This is a genomic window from Pseudomonas sp. LAMO17WK12:I10 (assembly GCF_900215185.1).
Taxonomy (GTDB): domain Bacteria; phylum Pseudomonadota; class Gammaproteobacteria; order Pseudomonadales; family Pseudomonadaceae; genus Aquipseudomonas; species Aquipseudomonas chlororaphis.
The window spans coordinates 50,758-64,344 of sequence record NZ_OBDX01000003.1; the positions used below are offsets into that span (position 1 = coordinate 50,758).

General features: G+C 64.5%; 14 protein-coding genes. 4 read left to right on the plus strand and 10 right to left on the minus strand.

Going from position 1 to position 13,587, the window contains the following annotated elements; all coding sequences use genetic code 11:
• The first annotated feature begins 117 nt into the window (after positions 1-117).
• Positions 118-1,305 (plus strand): C17 cyclopropane fatty acid synthase CfaB, encoded by a 1,188-nt coding sequence (cfaB, locus tag CRO75_RS04700; protein WP_062824178.1) that lies wholly within the window; start codon positions 118-120, stop codon positions 1,303-1,305.
• 10 nt (positions 1,306-1,315) lie between these two features.
• Here cfaB and cls read toward each other — a convergent pair whose 3' ends face one another.
• Entirely contained in the window at positions 1,316-2,755 is a 1,440-nt protein-coding gene (cls, locus tag CRO75_RS04705; protein ID WP_097134587.1) for a cardiolipin synthase, read from the minus strand.
• A 222-nt stretch (positions 2,756-2,977) separates the two neighbouring features.
• On the opposite strand from cls, the gene CRO75_RS04710 reads away from it, so the two are divergent.
• Positions 2,978-3,499: a DUF3617 domain-containing protein gene (locus CRO75_RS04710; RefSeq protein WP_007927620.1), complete on the plus strand. Its 522-nt coding sequence runs from the start codon at positions 2,978-2,980 to the stop codon at positions 3,497-3,499.
• An 80-nt stretch (positions 3,500-3,579) separates the two neighbouring features.
• Here CRO75_RS04710 and thrS read toward each other — a convergent pair whose 3' ends face one another.
• From thrS to folE2, 8 genes are read right to left on the minus strand one after another with little or no spacing between them, the layout of a single operon-like run.
• Positions 3,580-5,478 (minus strand): threonine--tRNA ligase, encoded by a 1,899-nt coding sequence (gene thrS / locus CRO75_RS04715; protein WP_097134588.1) that lies wholly within the window; start codon positions 5,476-5,478, stop codon positions 3,580-3,582.
• A gap of 43 nt (positions 5,479-5,521) precedes the next feature.
• The gene (locus tag CRO75_RS04720) at positions 5,522-6,859 is read right to left on the minus strand and encodes a dihydroorotase (protein ID WP_097134589.1); all 1,338 of its coding nucleotides are present in this window, start codon (positions 6,857-6,859) and stop codon (positions 5,522-5,524) included.
• A 2-nt stretch (positions 6,860-6,861) separates the two neighbouring features.
• Entirely contained in the window at positions 6,862-7,422 is a 561-nt protein-coding gene (locus CRO75_RS04725) for a carbonate dehydratase (RefSeq protein WP_053263163.1), read from the minus strand.
• Positions 7,419-7,856 carry a phosphoribosyl-AMP cyclohydrolase gene (gene hisI, locus CRO75_RS04730; RefSeq protein ID WP_097134590.1) on the minus strand — a complete coding sequence of 146 codons (438 nt, stop codon included), beginning with the start codon at positions 7,854-7,856 and terminating at the stop codon, positions 7,419-7,421. Before hisI ends, CRO75_RS04725 begins: the two co-directional genes overlap by 4 nt.
• Entirely contained in the window at positions 7,853-8,737 is an 885-nt protein-coding gene (locus CRO75_RS04735; protein WP_097134591.1) for a metal ABC transporter substrate-binding protein, read from the minus strand. The genes hisI and CRO75_RS04735 overlap by 4 nt, the downstream gene beginning before the upstream one ends.
• 11 nt (positions 8,738-8,748) lie before the next feature.
• A complete protein-coding gene (locus tag CRO75_RS04740) occupies positions 8,749-9,615 on the minus strand; it encodes a metal ABC transporter permease (RefSeq protein WP_085532710.1) in 867 nt (288 codons plus the stop codon).
• On the minus strand, positions 9,615-10,283 hold the full coding sequence (locus CRO75_RS04745; protein ID WP_097134592.1) for an ATP-binding cassette domain-containing protein: 669 nt from the start codon (positions 10,281-10,283) through the stop codon (positions 9,615-9,617). Before CRO75_RS04745 ends, CRO75_RS04740 begins: the two co-directional genes overlap by 1 nt.
• A complete protein-coding gene (gene folE2 / locus CRO75_RS04750) occupies positions 10,280-11,176 on the minus strand; it encodes a GTP cyclohydrolase FolE2 (protein ID WP_097134723.1) in 897 nt (298 codons plus the stop codon). The genes CRO75_RS04745 and folE2 overlap by 4 nt, the downstream gene beginning before the upstream one ends.
• A 130-nt stretch (positions 11,177-11,306) precedes the next feature.
• On the opposite strand from folE2, the gene CRO75_RS04755 reads away from it, so the two are divergent.
• A complete protein-coding gene (locus CRO75_RS04755) occupies positions 11,307-12,527 on the plus strand; it encodes an N-acetylmuramoyl-L-alanine amidase (protein ID WP_097134593.1) in 1,221 nt (406 codons plus the stop codon).
• Between the two features lie 116 nt (positions 12,528-12,643).
• Here the strand turns inward: CRO75_RS04755 and CRO75_RS04760 are convergent, their stop codons facing one another.
• Positions 12,644-13,024, minus strand: coding sequence for a glutamine synthetase (locus CRO75_RS04760; RefSeq protein ID WP_177409722.1), 381 nt, complete (start codon positions 13,022-13,024; stop codon positions 12,644-12,646).
• 134 nt (positions 13,025-13,158) lie between these two features.
• Between CRO75_RS04760 and dksA the strand changes: the two genes are divergently transcribed.
• Complete coding sequence (gene dksA, locus CRO75_RS04765) at positions 13,159-13,563, plus strand: RNA polymerase-binding protein DksA (protein ID WP_009051641.1); 405 nt, start codon at positions 13,159-13,161, stop codon at positions 13,561-13,563.
• Positions 13,564-13,587 lie beyond the last annotated feature (24 nt).

The following is a 13,587-nucleotide window of genomic DNA, read 5'->3' on the forward strand; positions in this document are numbered from 1 at the left end:
TCAGCAGGGATTGTGGCACTGCCGGCACTGATGAATTTCAGCTATCAGATCGATAGCCTGCTAATTTTTCAGTATGGTCTAACCTCACTCAGACGTCTGAAACAAGGGGGATTATCCATGCTCGCGCAACTTCCACCGGCCTTACAGAATCTGCAACTACCGCTACGCCTGCGACTCTGGGATGGCCACGAGTTCAACCTGGGGCCGGCGCCCAGCGTCACTATTGTGGTCAAGGACCCGCAACTGGTCACCCAGCTCGCCCATCCCACTCTCGACGCGCTGGGGGCGGCGTTCGTCGAGGGCAAACTTGAGCTGGAAGGCTCTATCAGCGAAGTCATCCGGGTTTGCGATGAACTGAGCCAGGCACTGCTGGACGGCGAGGAAGAAGCGCTGCCGGTACGTTCCCTGCACGACAAGGCCACCGATGCGGCCGCCATCTCCTACCACTACGACCTTTCCAACGACTTCTACCAGCTGTGGCTCGACAGCGACATGGCCTATTCCTGCGCCTATTTCGAGACCGGCAGTGAAAGCCTGGAACAGGCCCAACAGGCCAAGTTTCGCCACCTGTGCCGCAAGTTGCGCTTGCAGCCCGGCGAGTACCTGCTGGATGTCGGTTGCGGCTGGGGCGGGCTGGCGCGGTATGCGGCGCGAGAATTCGGGGTCAAGGTCTTCGGTATCACCCTGAGCAAGGAACAGCTGGCGCTGGCCAGGGAGCGGGTGGCCGCCGAAGGCTTGCAGGACCTGGTGGAACTGCAATTGCTGGACTACCGCGACCTGCCCCAGGACGGCCGTTTCGACAAGGTGGTGAGCGTCGGCATGTTCGAGCACGTGGGCCACGCCAACCTGGCGCAGTACTGCAAGACACTGTTCGGCGCGGTGCGCGAAGGCGGCCTGGTGATGAACCACGGGATCACCGCCAAGCACACCGATGGACGTCCCGTGGGCCGTGGAGCCGGCGACTTCATCGAGAAGTATGTGTTCCCCAATGGCGAGCTGCCGCACCTGGCGATGATCTCGGCCGAGATCAGCGAAGCGGGGCTGGAGATCGTCGACGTGGAAAGCCTGCGCCTGCATTACGCCCGCACCCTGGACCACTGGAGCGAGCGTCTGGAAGACAACCTGGAAGCCGCCTCCCGGCTGGTGCCGGAACAGGCCTTGCGCATCTGGCGCCTGTACCTGGCCGGCTGTGCCTATGCCTTCGCCCGCGGCTGGATCAACCTGCACCAGATTCTCGCGGTCAAGGCTCACGCTGATGGCAGCCATGAGCTGCCCTGGACTCGCGACGACCTGTATTACTCATGAAACACCGACGCTAAAGAATCGGTGAAATAAGCCGGGCGACCCGCATGCCAAGCTGTTGCAGGCGGTGGGTTTCCCGGCTTTCTTCTTTGGCGATTTCGCGGGAACGCTCGAAGTCGAGGTTGAGCATCTGTTCCACCTCCCTGGCGAAGGCTTCGTCCACGGTCAGCAACATCACCTCGAAATTCAGGCGGAACGAGCGGTTGTCCAGGTTGGCGCTGCCGATCGCGCTGATTTCGCTGTCGATCAGCACCACTTTCTGGTGCAGGAAACCGGGCTGGTAACGGAACACCCGCACCCCGGCGCGTACGGCTTCGAAGGCGTACAGGCTGGAGGCCGCGTAGACGATCCGGTGGTCCGCGCGCGACGGCAGGAGGATCCGCACATCCACCCCGCGCAGGGCGGCCAGGCGCAAGGCGGCGAACACGGCCTCGTCGGGGACGAAATAGGGGCTGGTGATCCACACCCGTTCGGTCGCCGCGTGGATGGCTTCGACGAAGAACAGCGAGCAGGTTTCATAAGGGTCCGCCGGGCCGCTGGCCAGCACCTGGCACAGCACGCCGTCGTCGGGGTAGGTGTCCGGCAGGATCAGCGGTGGCAATTGCCGCGAGGCCCAGAACCAGTCTTCGGCGAAGGATTCCTGCAGGCAGGCCACCACCGGACCGCTGACCGAAACATGGGTATCGCGCCAGGGCGCCAGAGGCGGTTTTTTCCCCAGGTATTCGTCGCCCACGTTATGCCCGCCGACAAACCCCAGCAGGCCATCCACCACCACTATCTTGCGGTGATTGCGAAAGTTGATCTGGAAGCGGTTGAGCCAGCCGCTGCGGGTGGCGAAGGCATGCACCTGGATGCCGGCATCGCGCAGGGGCTGCACATAGGCGTGGGGCAGGGAGTGGCTGCCGATGCGGTCGTAGAGCAGGTGGATCGCCACGCCTTCGCTAGCCTTTTTCAGCAGCAACTCTTGCAGGCGTCGGCCAAGATCGTCGTCGTGGATGATGAAGAACTGGATCAGCACCGCCGTGCGGGCGCGTTCGATGGCCGCGAAAATCGCGGCGAAGGTGGCATCGCCGTTGACCAGCAGTTGTACATGGTTGCTGGCCAGGCAGGGCATGCGCCCCAGCTTGGGCATGGCCCGCAGCGAGGTGTAGGCGGCGGAGGCGCGGGCGCTCAGGGCCTCCTCGATCCAGGGGCGCCAGTTCAGCTCGTTGATCGCCTTGCGCATCTCCAGGTTGGCCTGGCGCCGGGCCTTGATATAGGCATCGAAGGTGCTGCGGCCGAACACCAGATAAGGGATAAGGGTCAGGTACGGCATGAACAACAGCGACAGGGCCCAGGCGATGGAGCCTTGGGCGGTCCTGACGGTCAGCACGGCGTGGATGGCGGCGATCAGGCCGAGAAAGTGCAGCAGGGCAATCAGATAGCCAAAAATATGTGGGCCAAAATAATCCATGGGGACAGCCTTGCTCCTGAAGATTCAATGCTGGGGTCCGTATGAAAAGCGGAGCGCCGGGCGCCTTCGGCGCTATGTGCAAACAGGCGCGGCCTTGCTCGCCAACTCTTCGTTGCAGACCCTAACAGACCATGTTCGAGCATGATTGTCGCTAATTAATTCGCCATGCAACGCCGCTGCATTTTTGGCGTCTAACGGCCACTACTGTCTAGGAGTCATTCGATGAAGCTTCGTCTACTGGGTTTGGCCATGGCTGCCGTTGTCTCGCTTCCGCTGGCCGCGCAGGCCCAGATGCTGCAACCGGGCCTGTGGGAACTGACCACCAGCAACATGAAAGTCGATGACCAGAGCCTGCCGGACCTGTCGTTGATTCTCGGTCAGTTGCAACAACAGCTGACGCCCGAGCAACGGGCGCAGTTGGAGAAGCAGGGCGTGACCATGGGCGGCAAGGGCATCCGCGTGTGCCTGACGCCGGAGCAGGTGAAGTCCGACACCATCCCGTTGCAGGACCCGCAATCGGGTTGCCGCCAGGAGGTCACCGACCGCACCTCCAACCAGTGGAAATTCCGCTTCAGCTGCCCGAAAGCCCAGGGCTCGGGCGTGGCGAAATTCCTCAGCGATCGCGAGTTCACCACCAACGTCATCGGCACCTTCAATGCCACCGGCTTCCAGCAGAAGGGCAGCATGGACACCCGCGCGGTGTGGCTGGGGCAGGATTGCGGGACGGTCAAGCCAAGAGCCTAAGAGCATCGCGAGCAAGCTCGCTCCTACAGGGGATCGTATTAAACCTGTAGGAGCGAGCTTGCTCGCGATGGCGTCTGTCGCTACAACTCCACCCGCAAGCGCTCCACCACCTCGCTCACCGCCCACCGCCCCAGGTCCTCGCCATTGCGGCTGCGCAAGCTGACAAATCCCCCGTCCTTTTCCTTGTCGCCCACCACCAGCAGGTACGGCACCTTTTGCAGGCTGTGCTCGCGGATCTTGTAGCTGATCTTCTCGTTGCGCAGGTCGGCGCTGGCTCGCAGGCCCTGGCGTGACAGGCTGTCGGCCACCGACCGGGCATAGTCCGCCTGGCCTTCGCTGATGTTGATCACCACCGCCTGCCGTGGCGCCAGCCAGCAGGGCAGGGCGCCGCTGTAATGCTCGATGAGGATGCCGATAAAACGCTCCAGGGAACCGAACAGCGCGCGATGCAGCATCACCGGGCGCTGGCGTTCGCCGTGCTCGTCGATGTAGCTGATATCGAAACGTTCCGGCAGGTTGAGATCGACCTGCAGGGTGCCGCATTGCCAGTCGCGGCCGATGGCGTCGCGCAGCACGAACTCCAGTTTCGGGCCGTAGAACGCGCCTTCGCCGGGGTTGATCCGGTAGTCGATCGCCATCGTTTCCAGGGCGCCGGACAAGGCGCCTTCCAGCTGGTCCCACAGCGCGTCGCTGCCGATGCGATGGGCCGGCCGGGTGGAGAGCTTGACCACGACGTCGTGGAAGCCGAAGTCGCGATAGATGTCGAAGACCAGGGCGATGGTGCTCGCGCATTCCGCCTGCATCTGCGCCGGGGTGCAGAAGATGTGCGCGTCGTCCTGGGTGAAGTGGCGCACCCGCAGCAACCCGTGCAACGCGCCGGAGGGTTCGTAGCGATGCACCTTGCCGAACTCGGCGATGCGCAGCGGCAGGTCGCGGTAGCTTTTCAGGCCGCGGCTGAAGATCGACACCGCGCCGGGGCAGTTCATCGGCTTGAGGGCGAACACCCGCTGGTCTTCGGTGGTGGTGCTGAACATATGGTCGCGGTAGTTCTGCCAGTGCCCGGAGGTTTCCCAGAGGCTGCGATCCATCACGTCCGGGGTGTTCACTTCCTGATAGCCGGCCTGGTCCTGGCGCCGGCGCATGTAGCCGATCAGTTGCTGGAACAGGGTCCAGCCCTTGGCATGCCAGAACACCGAGCCCGGCGCGCAGTCGTCGAAGTGGAACAGGTCCAGTTGCTGTCCGAGCTTGCGGTGGTCGCGCTTGCCGGCTTCTTCCAGGCGGGTCAGGTAGTCCTTGAGGTCTTTCGGCGTGGCCCAGCAGGTACCGTAGATCCGTTGCAGCGGGGCGTTCCTGGCGTCGCCGCGCCAGTAGGCACCGGCGACCTTGGTCAGCTTGAACGCCTGGAGGATGCCAGTGAACGGCACGTGGGGGCCACGGCACAGGTCTTCGAAATCGCCCTGGCGGTACAGCGACAGCACCTGGTCCTGCGGGATGTCGTGGATCAGCTCGGCCTTGTAGTGCTCGCCCAGGCTGGCGAAGTATTCCAGGGCGTCGTCACGGCTCAGCTCGCGCCGGCGTACCGCATGGTTGGTCGCGGCCAGGCGGGTCATGCGCGCTTCGATGCGCTGCAGGTCGTCGGGGGTAAAGGGCCGTTCGTAGGCGAAGTCGTAAAAGAAGCCGTCCTCGATCACCGGGCCGATAGTGACCTGGGCCGAGGGGTACAACTCCTTCACCGCCATGGCCAGCAGATGCGCGCAGGAGTGGCGCAGGATTTCCAGGCCCTCGGGCTCGCGGGCGGTGACGATGCTGACCCGGGCATCGCCCTCGAGCACGAAAGAGCAATCCACCAGTCGATCGTTCACCCGGCCGGCGACGGCCGCCCTGGCCAGGCCGAGGCCGATGCTCGCGGCCACCTCGTACACGGAAAGCGGCTGGTCGTACTCACGTTGTGAGCCGTCGGGCAGGGTGATGTGAATCATCGGGTGTTCCTTGGTGTTCCAGGGGAGGGATTCAGGGAAGGGATCAGCGGGTAAAACGCAGCGGCAGGCCCTGGCAGTTGTCGTACAGGCGCCCGGCGTGCCAGGCCAGTTGCCCCGACACCAGGGTGGTGTCGACGCTATGGCGGAAACGCTGTTCGGCGAAGGGCGTCCAGCCGCACTGGGCGAGGATCGGTTGCTGGGCCACGGCGAGGCCCTCGGGCTCGGGCCTGATCAGCACCAGGTCGGCCCAGTAGCCTTCGCGCAGGTAGCCGCGGTCGGGAATGGCGAACAGGTCGGCGACCCGGTGGCTGGTTTTCTCCACCAGGGTGGTGATGGGCAGCACGCCGTCGGCCACCAGTTCCAGCAGGGCAGGCAGGGCGTGTTGCACCAGCGGCAGCCCGGCAGGCGCCTGGCGGTAGGGCAGCTGTTTCTGTGCCCAGGTGTGCGGCGCGTGATCGCTGCCGATCACATCCAGGCGGTTGCCGAGCAAGGCCTGGCGCAGGGCGTCGCGGTCGGCGCGGGACTTGATCGCTGGGTTGCATTTGATCAGGTGCTTGAGGCGCGCGTAATCACGATCGTCGAACAGCAGGTGGTGCAGGCAGACTTCGGCGGTGATGCGCTTTTGCACCAGGGGCTGGTCTTCGAACAGTTCCAGTTCGCGGGCAGTGGTCAGGTGCAAGACATGCAGGCGCGTGCCGTGACGCCTGGCCAGATCCACTGCCAGCGACGAGGAGCGATAGCAGGCTTCGGCATCGCGGATCAGGGAGTGGGCCACGGCGGGAATCGCTTCGCCGAAACGCTCCTGCATGCGCCGCTCGTTGGCCTGGATGCTGGGCGTGTGTTCGCAGTGCGCCAGGAGAATGGTCGGCACCTCGGCGAACAACCGCTCGAGGACCTGCGGATCGTCCACCAGCATGTTGCCGGTGGAGGCGCCCATGAACACTTTGACCCCGGCCACCAGGCACGGATCGAGGGCGGCGACCGTGTCGAGGTTGTCGCGGCTGACGCCGAAGTGAAAGCCATAGTTGGCCACCGAGTGGATCGCCGCCCGGCGTTTCTTGTCCTCCAGCGCGGCCAGGGTCAGGGTTGCGGGCTGGGTGTTGGGCATGTCCATGAAACTGGTGATGCCACCCGCCACGGCCGCCCGCGACTCGCTGTAGAAGCTGCCTTTTTCCGGCGCGCCGGGATCGCGGAAATGCACCTGGTCGTCGATCATGCCCGGCAGCAGCCACTGGCCCTGGGCGTCGATTTCGGTGCGGGCATTCTCGCCTTCGATGCTGCTGGCGATCTTGACGATGCGCCCGTGGTCCACAAGAAGGTCGGCGTCGAACTCGCGTCCTTCATTGACCAGCCGGGCGTTGCGAATCAGCACGCTGCTCATGTTCAGAACTCGTTCTGCAGGGCTTTATAACCGCGCACCAGATCGACGTTGGTGCGCGCCACGTCTTCGGAAAACTCCGAGGCGCTGACGCTGACCGGCGGGAACTGCGAGAGGTCGGTATTGGGCCCGATACGGGTGGTGGAGGGCACGTAGAAGCCTTGCGGCAGGTCGCGGCCATCGACCACCGAGTTGTGCCGCACCACGCTGCCGTTGCCGACCGCGCAGTTGAACAGCACGCTGTTGAAGCCGATGAAGACCCGGTCGCCGACCGTGCACGGGCCATGGACGATGGAGCGGTGGGCGATGGAAGTGAACTCGCCGATGGTCACCGCCGCGCCGGATTTGGAGTGGATCACCACGCCGTCCTGGATGTTCGAATTGGCGCCGATGACGATCGGGTCCATGGCGCCTTGTTCGTTGACTTCGTCGGCACGGATCACCGCGTAGGGGCCGACGAATACGTTCTCGCCGATCACCACCTTGCCGCAGATGATGGCGGTCTTGTCGACATAGGCCGACTCGGCGATGACCGGCAGATCGCCGGAGGGGTTCTTGCGAATCATGCTGGGGTTTCCTGTAGCGGCGCGCTGATGACCTGCACCGCGCCGTTGCGAATGGCGTTGTAGAAACAGTTGGGGCGCCCGGTGTGGCAGGCCGGACCTTGCTGGTCCACCAGCAGCAGGACGGCGTCGCCGTCGCAGTCCAGGCGCGCTTCGAGCAGGCGCTGGCGATGCCCCGAGCTTTCGCCCTTGCGCCACAGTTGCCGGCGCGAGCGCGACCAGTAGCAGACCTGCCCGCTGGCCAGGGTCTCGGCCAGCGCCTTGCGGTTCATCCAGGCCAGCATCAGCACCTCGCCGCTGTCGTGCTGTTGGGCGATGGCGGCGATCAGGCCGTCGGCGTTCCACGGCAGCGCATCGAGCACTCCGGTGAGCGGCCAAACACTGCCCAGGGGCGCGCTTTCCAGGTCGAGCATCGACAGTGGAGGGCGCTTGTTCACGGCTGGCTCAGGGCGTCGTACAGGGTGTTCAGGTTGTATTCGAACAACCCGGTGAAAGTGCTGGCCGGGCCCTGGGCGGCGAGGGCGTCGGAGTACAGGGTGCCGCCGATGTGGGCGCCGCTTTCGTCGGCGATCTGCTTGAGCAGGCGCGCGTCCTTGATGTTTTCCATGAACACCGCCTTGACCCTGGCGTTGCGGATCTGGGTGATCAGCGTCGCGACTTCGGCGGCCGAGGGCTCGCGTTCGGTGGACAGGCCTTGTGGGGCCATGAAGTCGATGCCGTAGGCTTGCCCCAGATAACCGAAGGCGTCGTGGGAGGTGACGATCTTGCGATTGCCCGGCGGCAGCGCGCCGAACTTGGCCTTGGCCTCGGCCAGCAGCGCGTAGATCCGTTTCAGGTAGGCCTGGCTGTTGCGCTGGTAGTCGGCCTGGTTCGCCGGGTCGGCGGCGACCAGCGCCTTGGTGATGTTGCCCACATAGAGTTCGGCGTTCGCCAGGTTGTGCCAGGCGTGCGGGTCGGGCACTGTCTCGCCGTCCTCATCCAGCGAGCGCGGGATCACCCCGCGACTGGCGGTGATCACCGTGGCCCGGGTGCCGGTGCTGGCCACCAGGCGATCCAGCCAGGGTTCGAAACCCAGGCCGTTCTTGATGATCAGCCGGGCCTTGAGCAGGGCCTTGGCATCGTCCGGTGTCGGTTCGTAGGTGTGGGCGTCGGCGTCCGGGCCGACCATGTCGGTGATCTGGATGTGCTCGCCGCCGACCTGGCGGGTGATGTCGGCGAGGATACTGAAGCTGGTGACCACGGCGAGTTTGTCCGCGGCCTGGGCGGGCGACAGCGACAACGGCAGCAACAGACTGAAGAGCACGAGTAGGGCACGCATCGGGGAACACCTCATGGGGATGTGAGCAAAGGCGGGCGGCGCAGCAGACCGTGCACCGGACCGAACACCACGGACAGCAGGTACAGGCCGCCCGCCACCAGGACGATGGCCGGGCCGCTGGGCAGCGAGTAGTGGAACGACAGCAACAGGCCGAGCCACACCGAGAGGCAACCGAGCACCGCGGCAATGCCGATCAGCACCGGCAGGCGGCGACTCCAGAAACGCGAAGCGGCGGCCGGCAGCATCATCAGGCCGACCACCATCAAGGCGCCGATGGCCTGGAAACCGATCACCAGGTTCAGCACCACCAGGGTCAGGAACAGGCCGTGGGCGAGGGGGCCGAGGCGGCTGACGCTGTTGAGGAATAGTGGGTCGAGGGTGTCCAGCAGCAACGCTTTGTAGATCAGCGCCATGGCCAGCAGGCTGAATCCGGAGACCCAGAGCATGCCCTCCAGGGTCGGCCCGTCCACCGCCAGGGCCGAGCCGAACAGCAGGTGCAGCAGGTCCAGGCGTTTGCCGGCGAGGCCGAGAATCAGCACGCCGCTGGCCAGGGAAATCGGGTAGATCGCGGCCAGGCTGGCGTCCTCGCGCAAGCCGGTGCGCCGGGTAATCCAGGCGGCCAGGCCGGCCATGCCGAGTCCGGCGCCAAGACCGCCGAGCGTCAGTGCCGGCAGGCTCAACCCGGCGAACCAGAAGCCCAGCGCCGCGCCGGGGAGGATGCCGTGGGCCACGGCGTCGCCGATCAGGCTCATGCGCCGCAGGATCAGGAACACTCCCAACGGTGCGGTGCTGCATGCCAGCGCCAGGCCACCGAGCAATGCCCGGCGCATGAACACGAACTCGTGGAAGGGCTGCCAAAGCTGGGCGGCGGCGAGCATCAGGCCACCTGCATCTGAATGGGTTGGACGATCAGTTCCTCGCTGCTGCCGAACCGGCAACCGCTGGCTTTGATCAGCAGGGTCTGGGGGATGTGCTGGCGCACGGCGGCGAGGTCATGGCAGACCACGATTTGCGTGCGACCTTGCTGCTGCCAGGTATGGATGTGTTTCCACAGCAGGGCCTGGCCCAGTTCGTCCAGGGCGGCGTGGGGTTCGTCCAGCAGCAACAGCGGGGCATCGGCGAGGCTCAGGCGGGCGAGCAGGGCACGCTGCAATTCGCCACCGGACAGGGCCATCAGCGGGCGTTGTTCCAGGCCGCTCAGGCACCAGTCTTCGAGCACCTGTTGCAAGCGTTCGGCACGCTGTTGCGCGCTTTGCCGATCGCCCCAGAAACCGGCGGCCACCAATTCCTGCAGGGTGATGGGGAACTGCCGGTCGAGGTACTGCTGCTGAGGCAGAAAGGACAGGCCGCCACGGCGCGGGACCTGCAACTTGATCTTCCCGGCCAAGGGTTTTTGCAGGCCGGCAATGACTTTCAGCAGGCTGCTTTTTCCCGAGCCGTTGGCGCCAATGATGGCGGTCAGGCTGCCGGGCTCCAGCTCAAGGTCGAGTGCTGGCGTCAGCGGTTGGCCGGGCGCGCCCCAACGCAGCGATTGCAGGCTGATCATGCGAGCTCCCAGTTCCAGCGGCTCTCGGCCACGGCGTCATGGGCGTGCAGGCTTTCGGCATGCACCACGCGCACCTGGAAGGCGCGGATGCCTGGCGAGCGTTGCAAGGCGAGGTTCAGGCGGCGCGCGGCGTCTTCGCAGAACATCAGGTTTTGCCCGTTGGCCAGGGCGAAGGCTTGTTCGTCGGCGCGTTTTACCGCGGTTTGCACGGCGGTGCCGAGGGCAGCTTCGGCGTCGTTGATTGCCGCCATCAACGGCAACTCGTCGAGAAAGTCGTCCAGGCGCAACTGCAATTGCGCGGTGCTGCGCTGGCTGTGGGGCGTGGCGACTATGCCTTTCGAGGAGCCGAGCCAGGTCAGGATGTCTTCATGGTGCAGCGCCCGGTTGGCGAAATCATCGATGAATTGTTGCTGAATCAGCTGCCTGGAAAGCGCGGCTGAACAGGGGCACGTCGAGGAATAAGGCACCTCGATTTTTAGTTCCACGTGGAACATTGCGTTTTTCAGACGCGCCTCGATGCTCACCGGATAGGTTTTCCAGCCGGCCAACGGGCTGATCAAGGCCGGGCGTTTCAGCAGCAGATCGGCATGAATTCGCAGGTAGGCACTGCTGGACAGACCGTCGTGGCTGTCGAGAAAACGTTGCAGTACCTGGCGCATCAGGGCCGGGGTGAGGTTTTCCTGTTCGAGCATTTCCAGCGCCAGATACAGGCGCGACATGTGAATGCCGCGAGCTTCGCCGTCGTCGAGGCTGACGCCGGCATCCGCTGTTGCGCCAATCCGCTGGCCATCAAACAACACAGGTAAGGCAATGCCACACATGCCCACCCACTCAAGGGGCAGGGCCTGGCGTGCGGCCTGCGCGGCGATATCCGGCAGAGTCAGCGCATTCATGAGCAGGTCCATCGTTGGAAACAATTCGCCATGTTATATTATAACAATGCGGTCGATGAAACCTTTTTCCTGAACGTTTTTTCACCAAGCCTTATCGAGTACGGATGCTCCTCAATCTGCGGTGTAAGTCATGCACAGACGTCAGTTGCTCAACCTGCTGTTGGCCAGCGCGGCCTTGGTTCTGCCTTTGGGGGTATCCGCCACCCAGATTCGCAACCTGCGGTTATGGAACTCGGCCGACAAGCTGCGCCTGGTGCTCGATCTGAGTGGGCCGGTGCAGTACAAGACCTTCACTCTCAGCGCGCCGGAGCGGCTGATCATCGACCTTCGCGGCGCGCAGCTCAGTGGCGATTTCAGCCAACTGGCCCTGGCCGACACGCCGATTCGCTCGATCCGTTCCGGGCACTTTGGCCAGGGCGATACGCGGATCGTCCTCGACCTCGCCGAACCGCTGCGGCTCGACAGTTTTTTGCTGCCGCCCCAGGACGGCCAGGGCCACCGCCTGGTGCTCGACCTGAGCAATGCCAGCCGCGTCCCGCAGCAGGTCGCGGCGATCGCCGCTCCTGCTTTGCCGCGTGAAACACCGGTGGACCGGGCGCATCCCAAGCGAGACATCATCGTCGTGGTCGACCCGGGTCACGGCGGCAAGGACCCGGGGGCGGTCGGCGCCCGTGGCGAACGGGAGAAGGATGTGGTGTTGTCGATCGCCCAACTGCTGGCCAAGCGGCTGAAGCGCGAGAAGGGCTTCGATGTGAAGCTGGTGCGCAACGACGATTTCTTCGTGCCGCTGCGCAAGCGGGTGGAGATCGCCCGCAAGCACAAGGCCGACATGTTTATCTCGGTGCATGCCGATGCGGCGCCACGCCTGACGGCGTCCGGGGCTTCGGTTTACGCGCTGTCGGAAGGTGGTGCAACGTCGGCCACGGCGCGCTTCATGGCGCAGCGGGAGAACGGCGCCGACCTGTTGGGCGCCACCAGCCTGCTCAACCTGAAAGACAAGGACCCGATGCTCGCCGGGGTGATTCTCGACATGTCGATGAACGCGACCATCGCCGCCAGCCTGCAGTTGGGCGGTACCGTATTGGGCAGCCTGGCGGGCATCACCACCCTGCATCAGAAGCGCGTGGAACAGGCCGGTTTCGCGGTGCTCAAGTCCCCCGATGTGCCCTCGATCCTGGTGGAGACGGGCTTCATCTCCAACAGCCGCGACAGCCAGCGCCTGGTCACCGCGCGGCACCAGCAGGCGATTGCCGATGGGCTATTCGCGGGCTTGCAGAGCTACTTCCAGAAGAATCCGCCGGTGAATAGCTACATGGCCTGGTTGCAGGAACAGAAAAAAGCCCAGGCCTGACGCGGCCCAGGCTTCTGTAGGAGCGAAGCTTGCGTGCGATGAAGGCGCTGCGGTGTATCAGCTATACCGCGTAAGCGTTCATCGCGGGCAAGCCTCGTTTCTACAAAATGCTTTGCTCAGCAGCCAGTGATCCGGCTGCAAGTGAACTTGCCGCTGCTGCCGCCGGAGCTGGAAAAACGGTTGCGGGTGGTCCAGCCGACGCGCTGGCTGTAGCCGACCCAGGCCTCGCCGTCGGAGGCCAGGCCGGTAAAGAAGGTCAGCTGGCCGTAACGGCTGTTGGTCTGCGCCCAATAACGTTTGCCGACGACCTCGAAACCCCGCAGATAGGTAGTACTGCCCGCGGCCGCGACGCTGTAGGCGTTGCCTTCGGCATCCACGCAGGCCAGCAGGTTGGCGCTGCGGGTGCAGGTGGCCAGGGCGCCGGGGACTTGCGCGATGGCGGTGTCCGCGACCAGCAGGGACAGGCTCAGCAGCGTGTATTTTAAGGCGTGGCGCATGGGGTTTCTCGGCTGGGGACGCTCAAGCATCCCGCCCTTCGTCGCGGGCGGCAAGAGAGGGTTGGCTTATTTGTATTGTTATACTATAACATTAAATAAAGCCTGATCCGTGACCCACCATGACTGAACGCCCGATGACCGAAGCGCAACTTCTCGCTCAGCCCGAGGCGGACTACATGAACGACGTCCAGCAGGCCTATTTCCGTGAGCTGCTGCTGGCCCAGCGCGTCGAGCTGCAAGAGCGCATCGATGGCGAGTTCGAGGTGCTGCGTGAGCAGGAGCCCCACAGCGACCCCGCCGATATCGGCAGCGCCGAAGAGCAGCGTCAGTGGCAACTGCGCCTGCTGGAGCGGGAAAAGAAGCTGCTGGACAAGATCGACGAAGCCCTCGAACGCCTGGCCCGTGGCGAGTACGGCTGGTGCCGCGAAACCGGCGAGGCCATTGGCCTCAGGCGCCTGCTGCTGCGGCCCACCGCCACCCTGTGTATCGAAGCCAAAGAACGCCAAGAGCTGCGCGAACGCCATCAACGGGCGATCTGACCCAGCCACCCAGCCCCCGATGAG

Coding starts and splice junctions, on each gene's coding strand:
- cfaB (WP_062824178.1), top strand. CDS start 118: ATGCTCGCGCAACTTCCACCGGCCTTACAGAATCTGCAACTACCGCTA.
- cls (WP_097134587.1), bottom strand. CDS start 2,755: ATGGATTATTTTGGCCCACATATTTTTGGCTATCTGATTGCCCTGCTG.
- CRO75_RS04710 (WP_007927620.1), top strand. CDS start 2,978: ATGAAGCTTCGTCTACTGGGTTTGGCCATGGCTGCCGTTGTCTCGCTT.
- thrS (WP_097134588.1), bottom strand. CDS start 5,478: ATGATTCACATCACCCTGCCCGACGGCTCACAACGTGAGTACGACCAG.
- CRO75_RS04720 (WP_097134589.1), bottom strand. CDS start 6,859: ATGAGCAGCGTGCTGATTCGCAACGCCCGGCTGGTCAATGAAGGACGC.
- CRO75_RS04725 (WP_053263163.1), bottom strand. CDS start 7,422: ATGATTCGCAAGAACCCCTCCGGCGATCTGCCGGTCATCGCCGAGTCG.
- CRO75_RS04735 (WP_097134591.1), bottom strand. CDS start 8,737: ATGCGTGCCCTACTCGTGCTCTTCAGTCTGTTGCTGCCGTTGTCGCTG.
- CRO75_RS04740 (WP_085532710.1), bottom strand. CDS start 9,615: ATGCTCGCCGCCGCCCAGCTTTGGCAGCCCTTCCACGAGTTCGTGTTC.
- CRO75_RS04745 (WP_097134592.1), bottom strand. CDS start 10,283: ATGATCAGCCTGCAATCGCTGCGTTGGGGCGCGCCCGGCCAACCGCTG.
- folE2 (WP_097134723.1), bottom strand. CDS start 11,176: ATGAATGCGCTGACTCTGCCGGATATCGCCGCGCAGGCCGCACGCCAG.
- CRO75_RS04755 (WP_097134593.1), top strand. CDS start 11,307: ATGCACAGACGTCAGTTGCTCAACCTGCTGTTGGCCAGCGCGGCCTTG.
- CRO75_RS04760 (WP_177409722.1), bottom strand. CDS start 13,024: ATGCGCCACGCCTTAAAATACACGCTGCTGAGCCTGTCCCTGCTGGTC.
- dksA (WP_009051641.1), top strand. CDS start 13,159: ATGACCGAAGCGCAACTTCTCGCTCAGCCCGAGGCGGACTACATGAAC.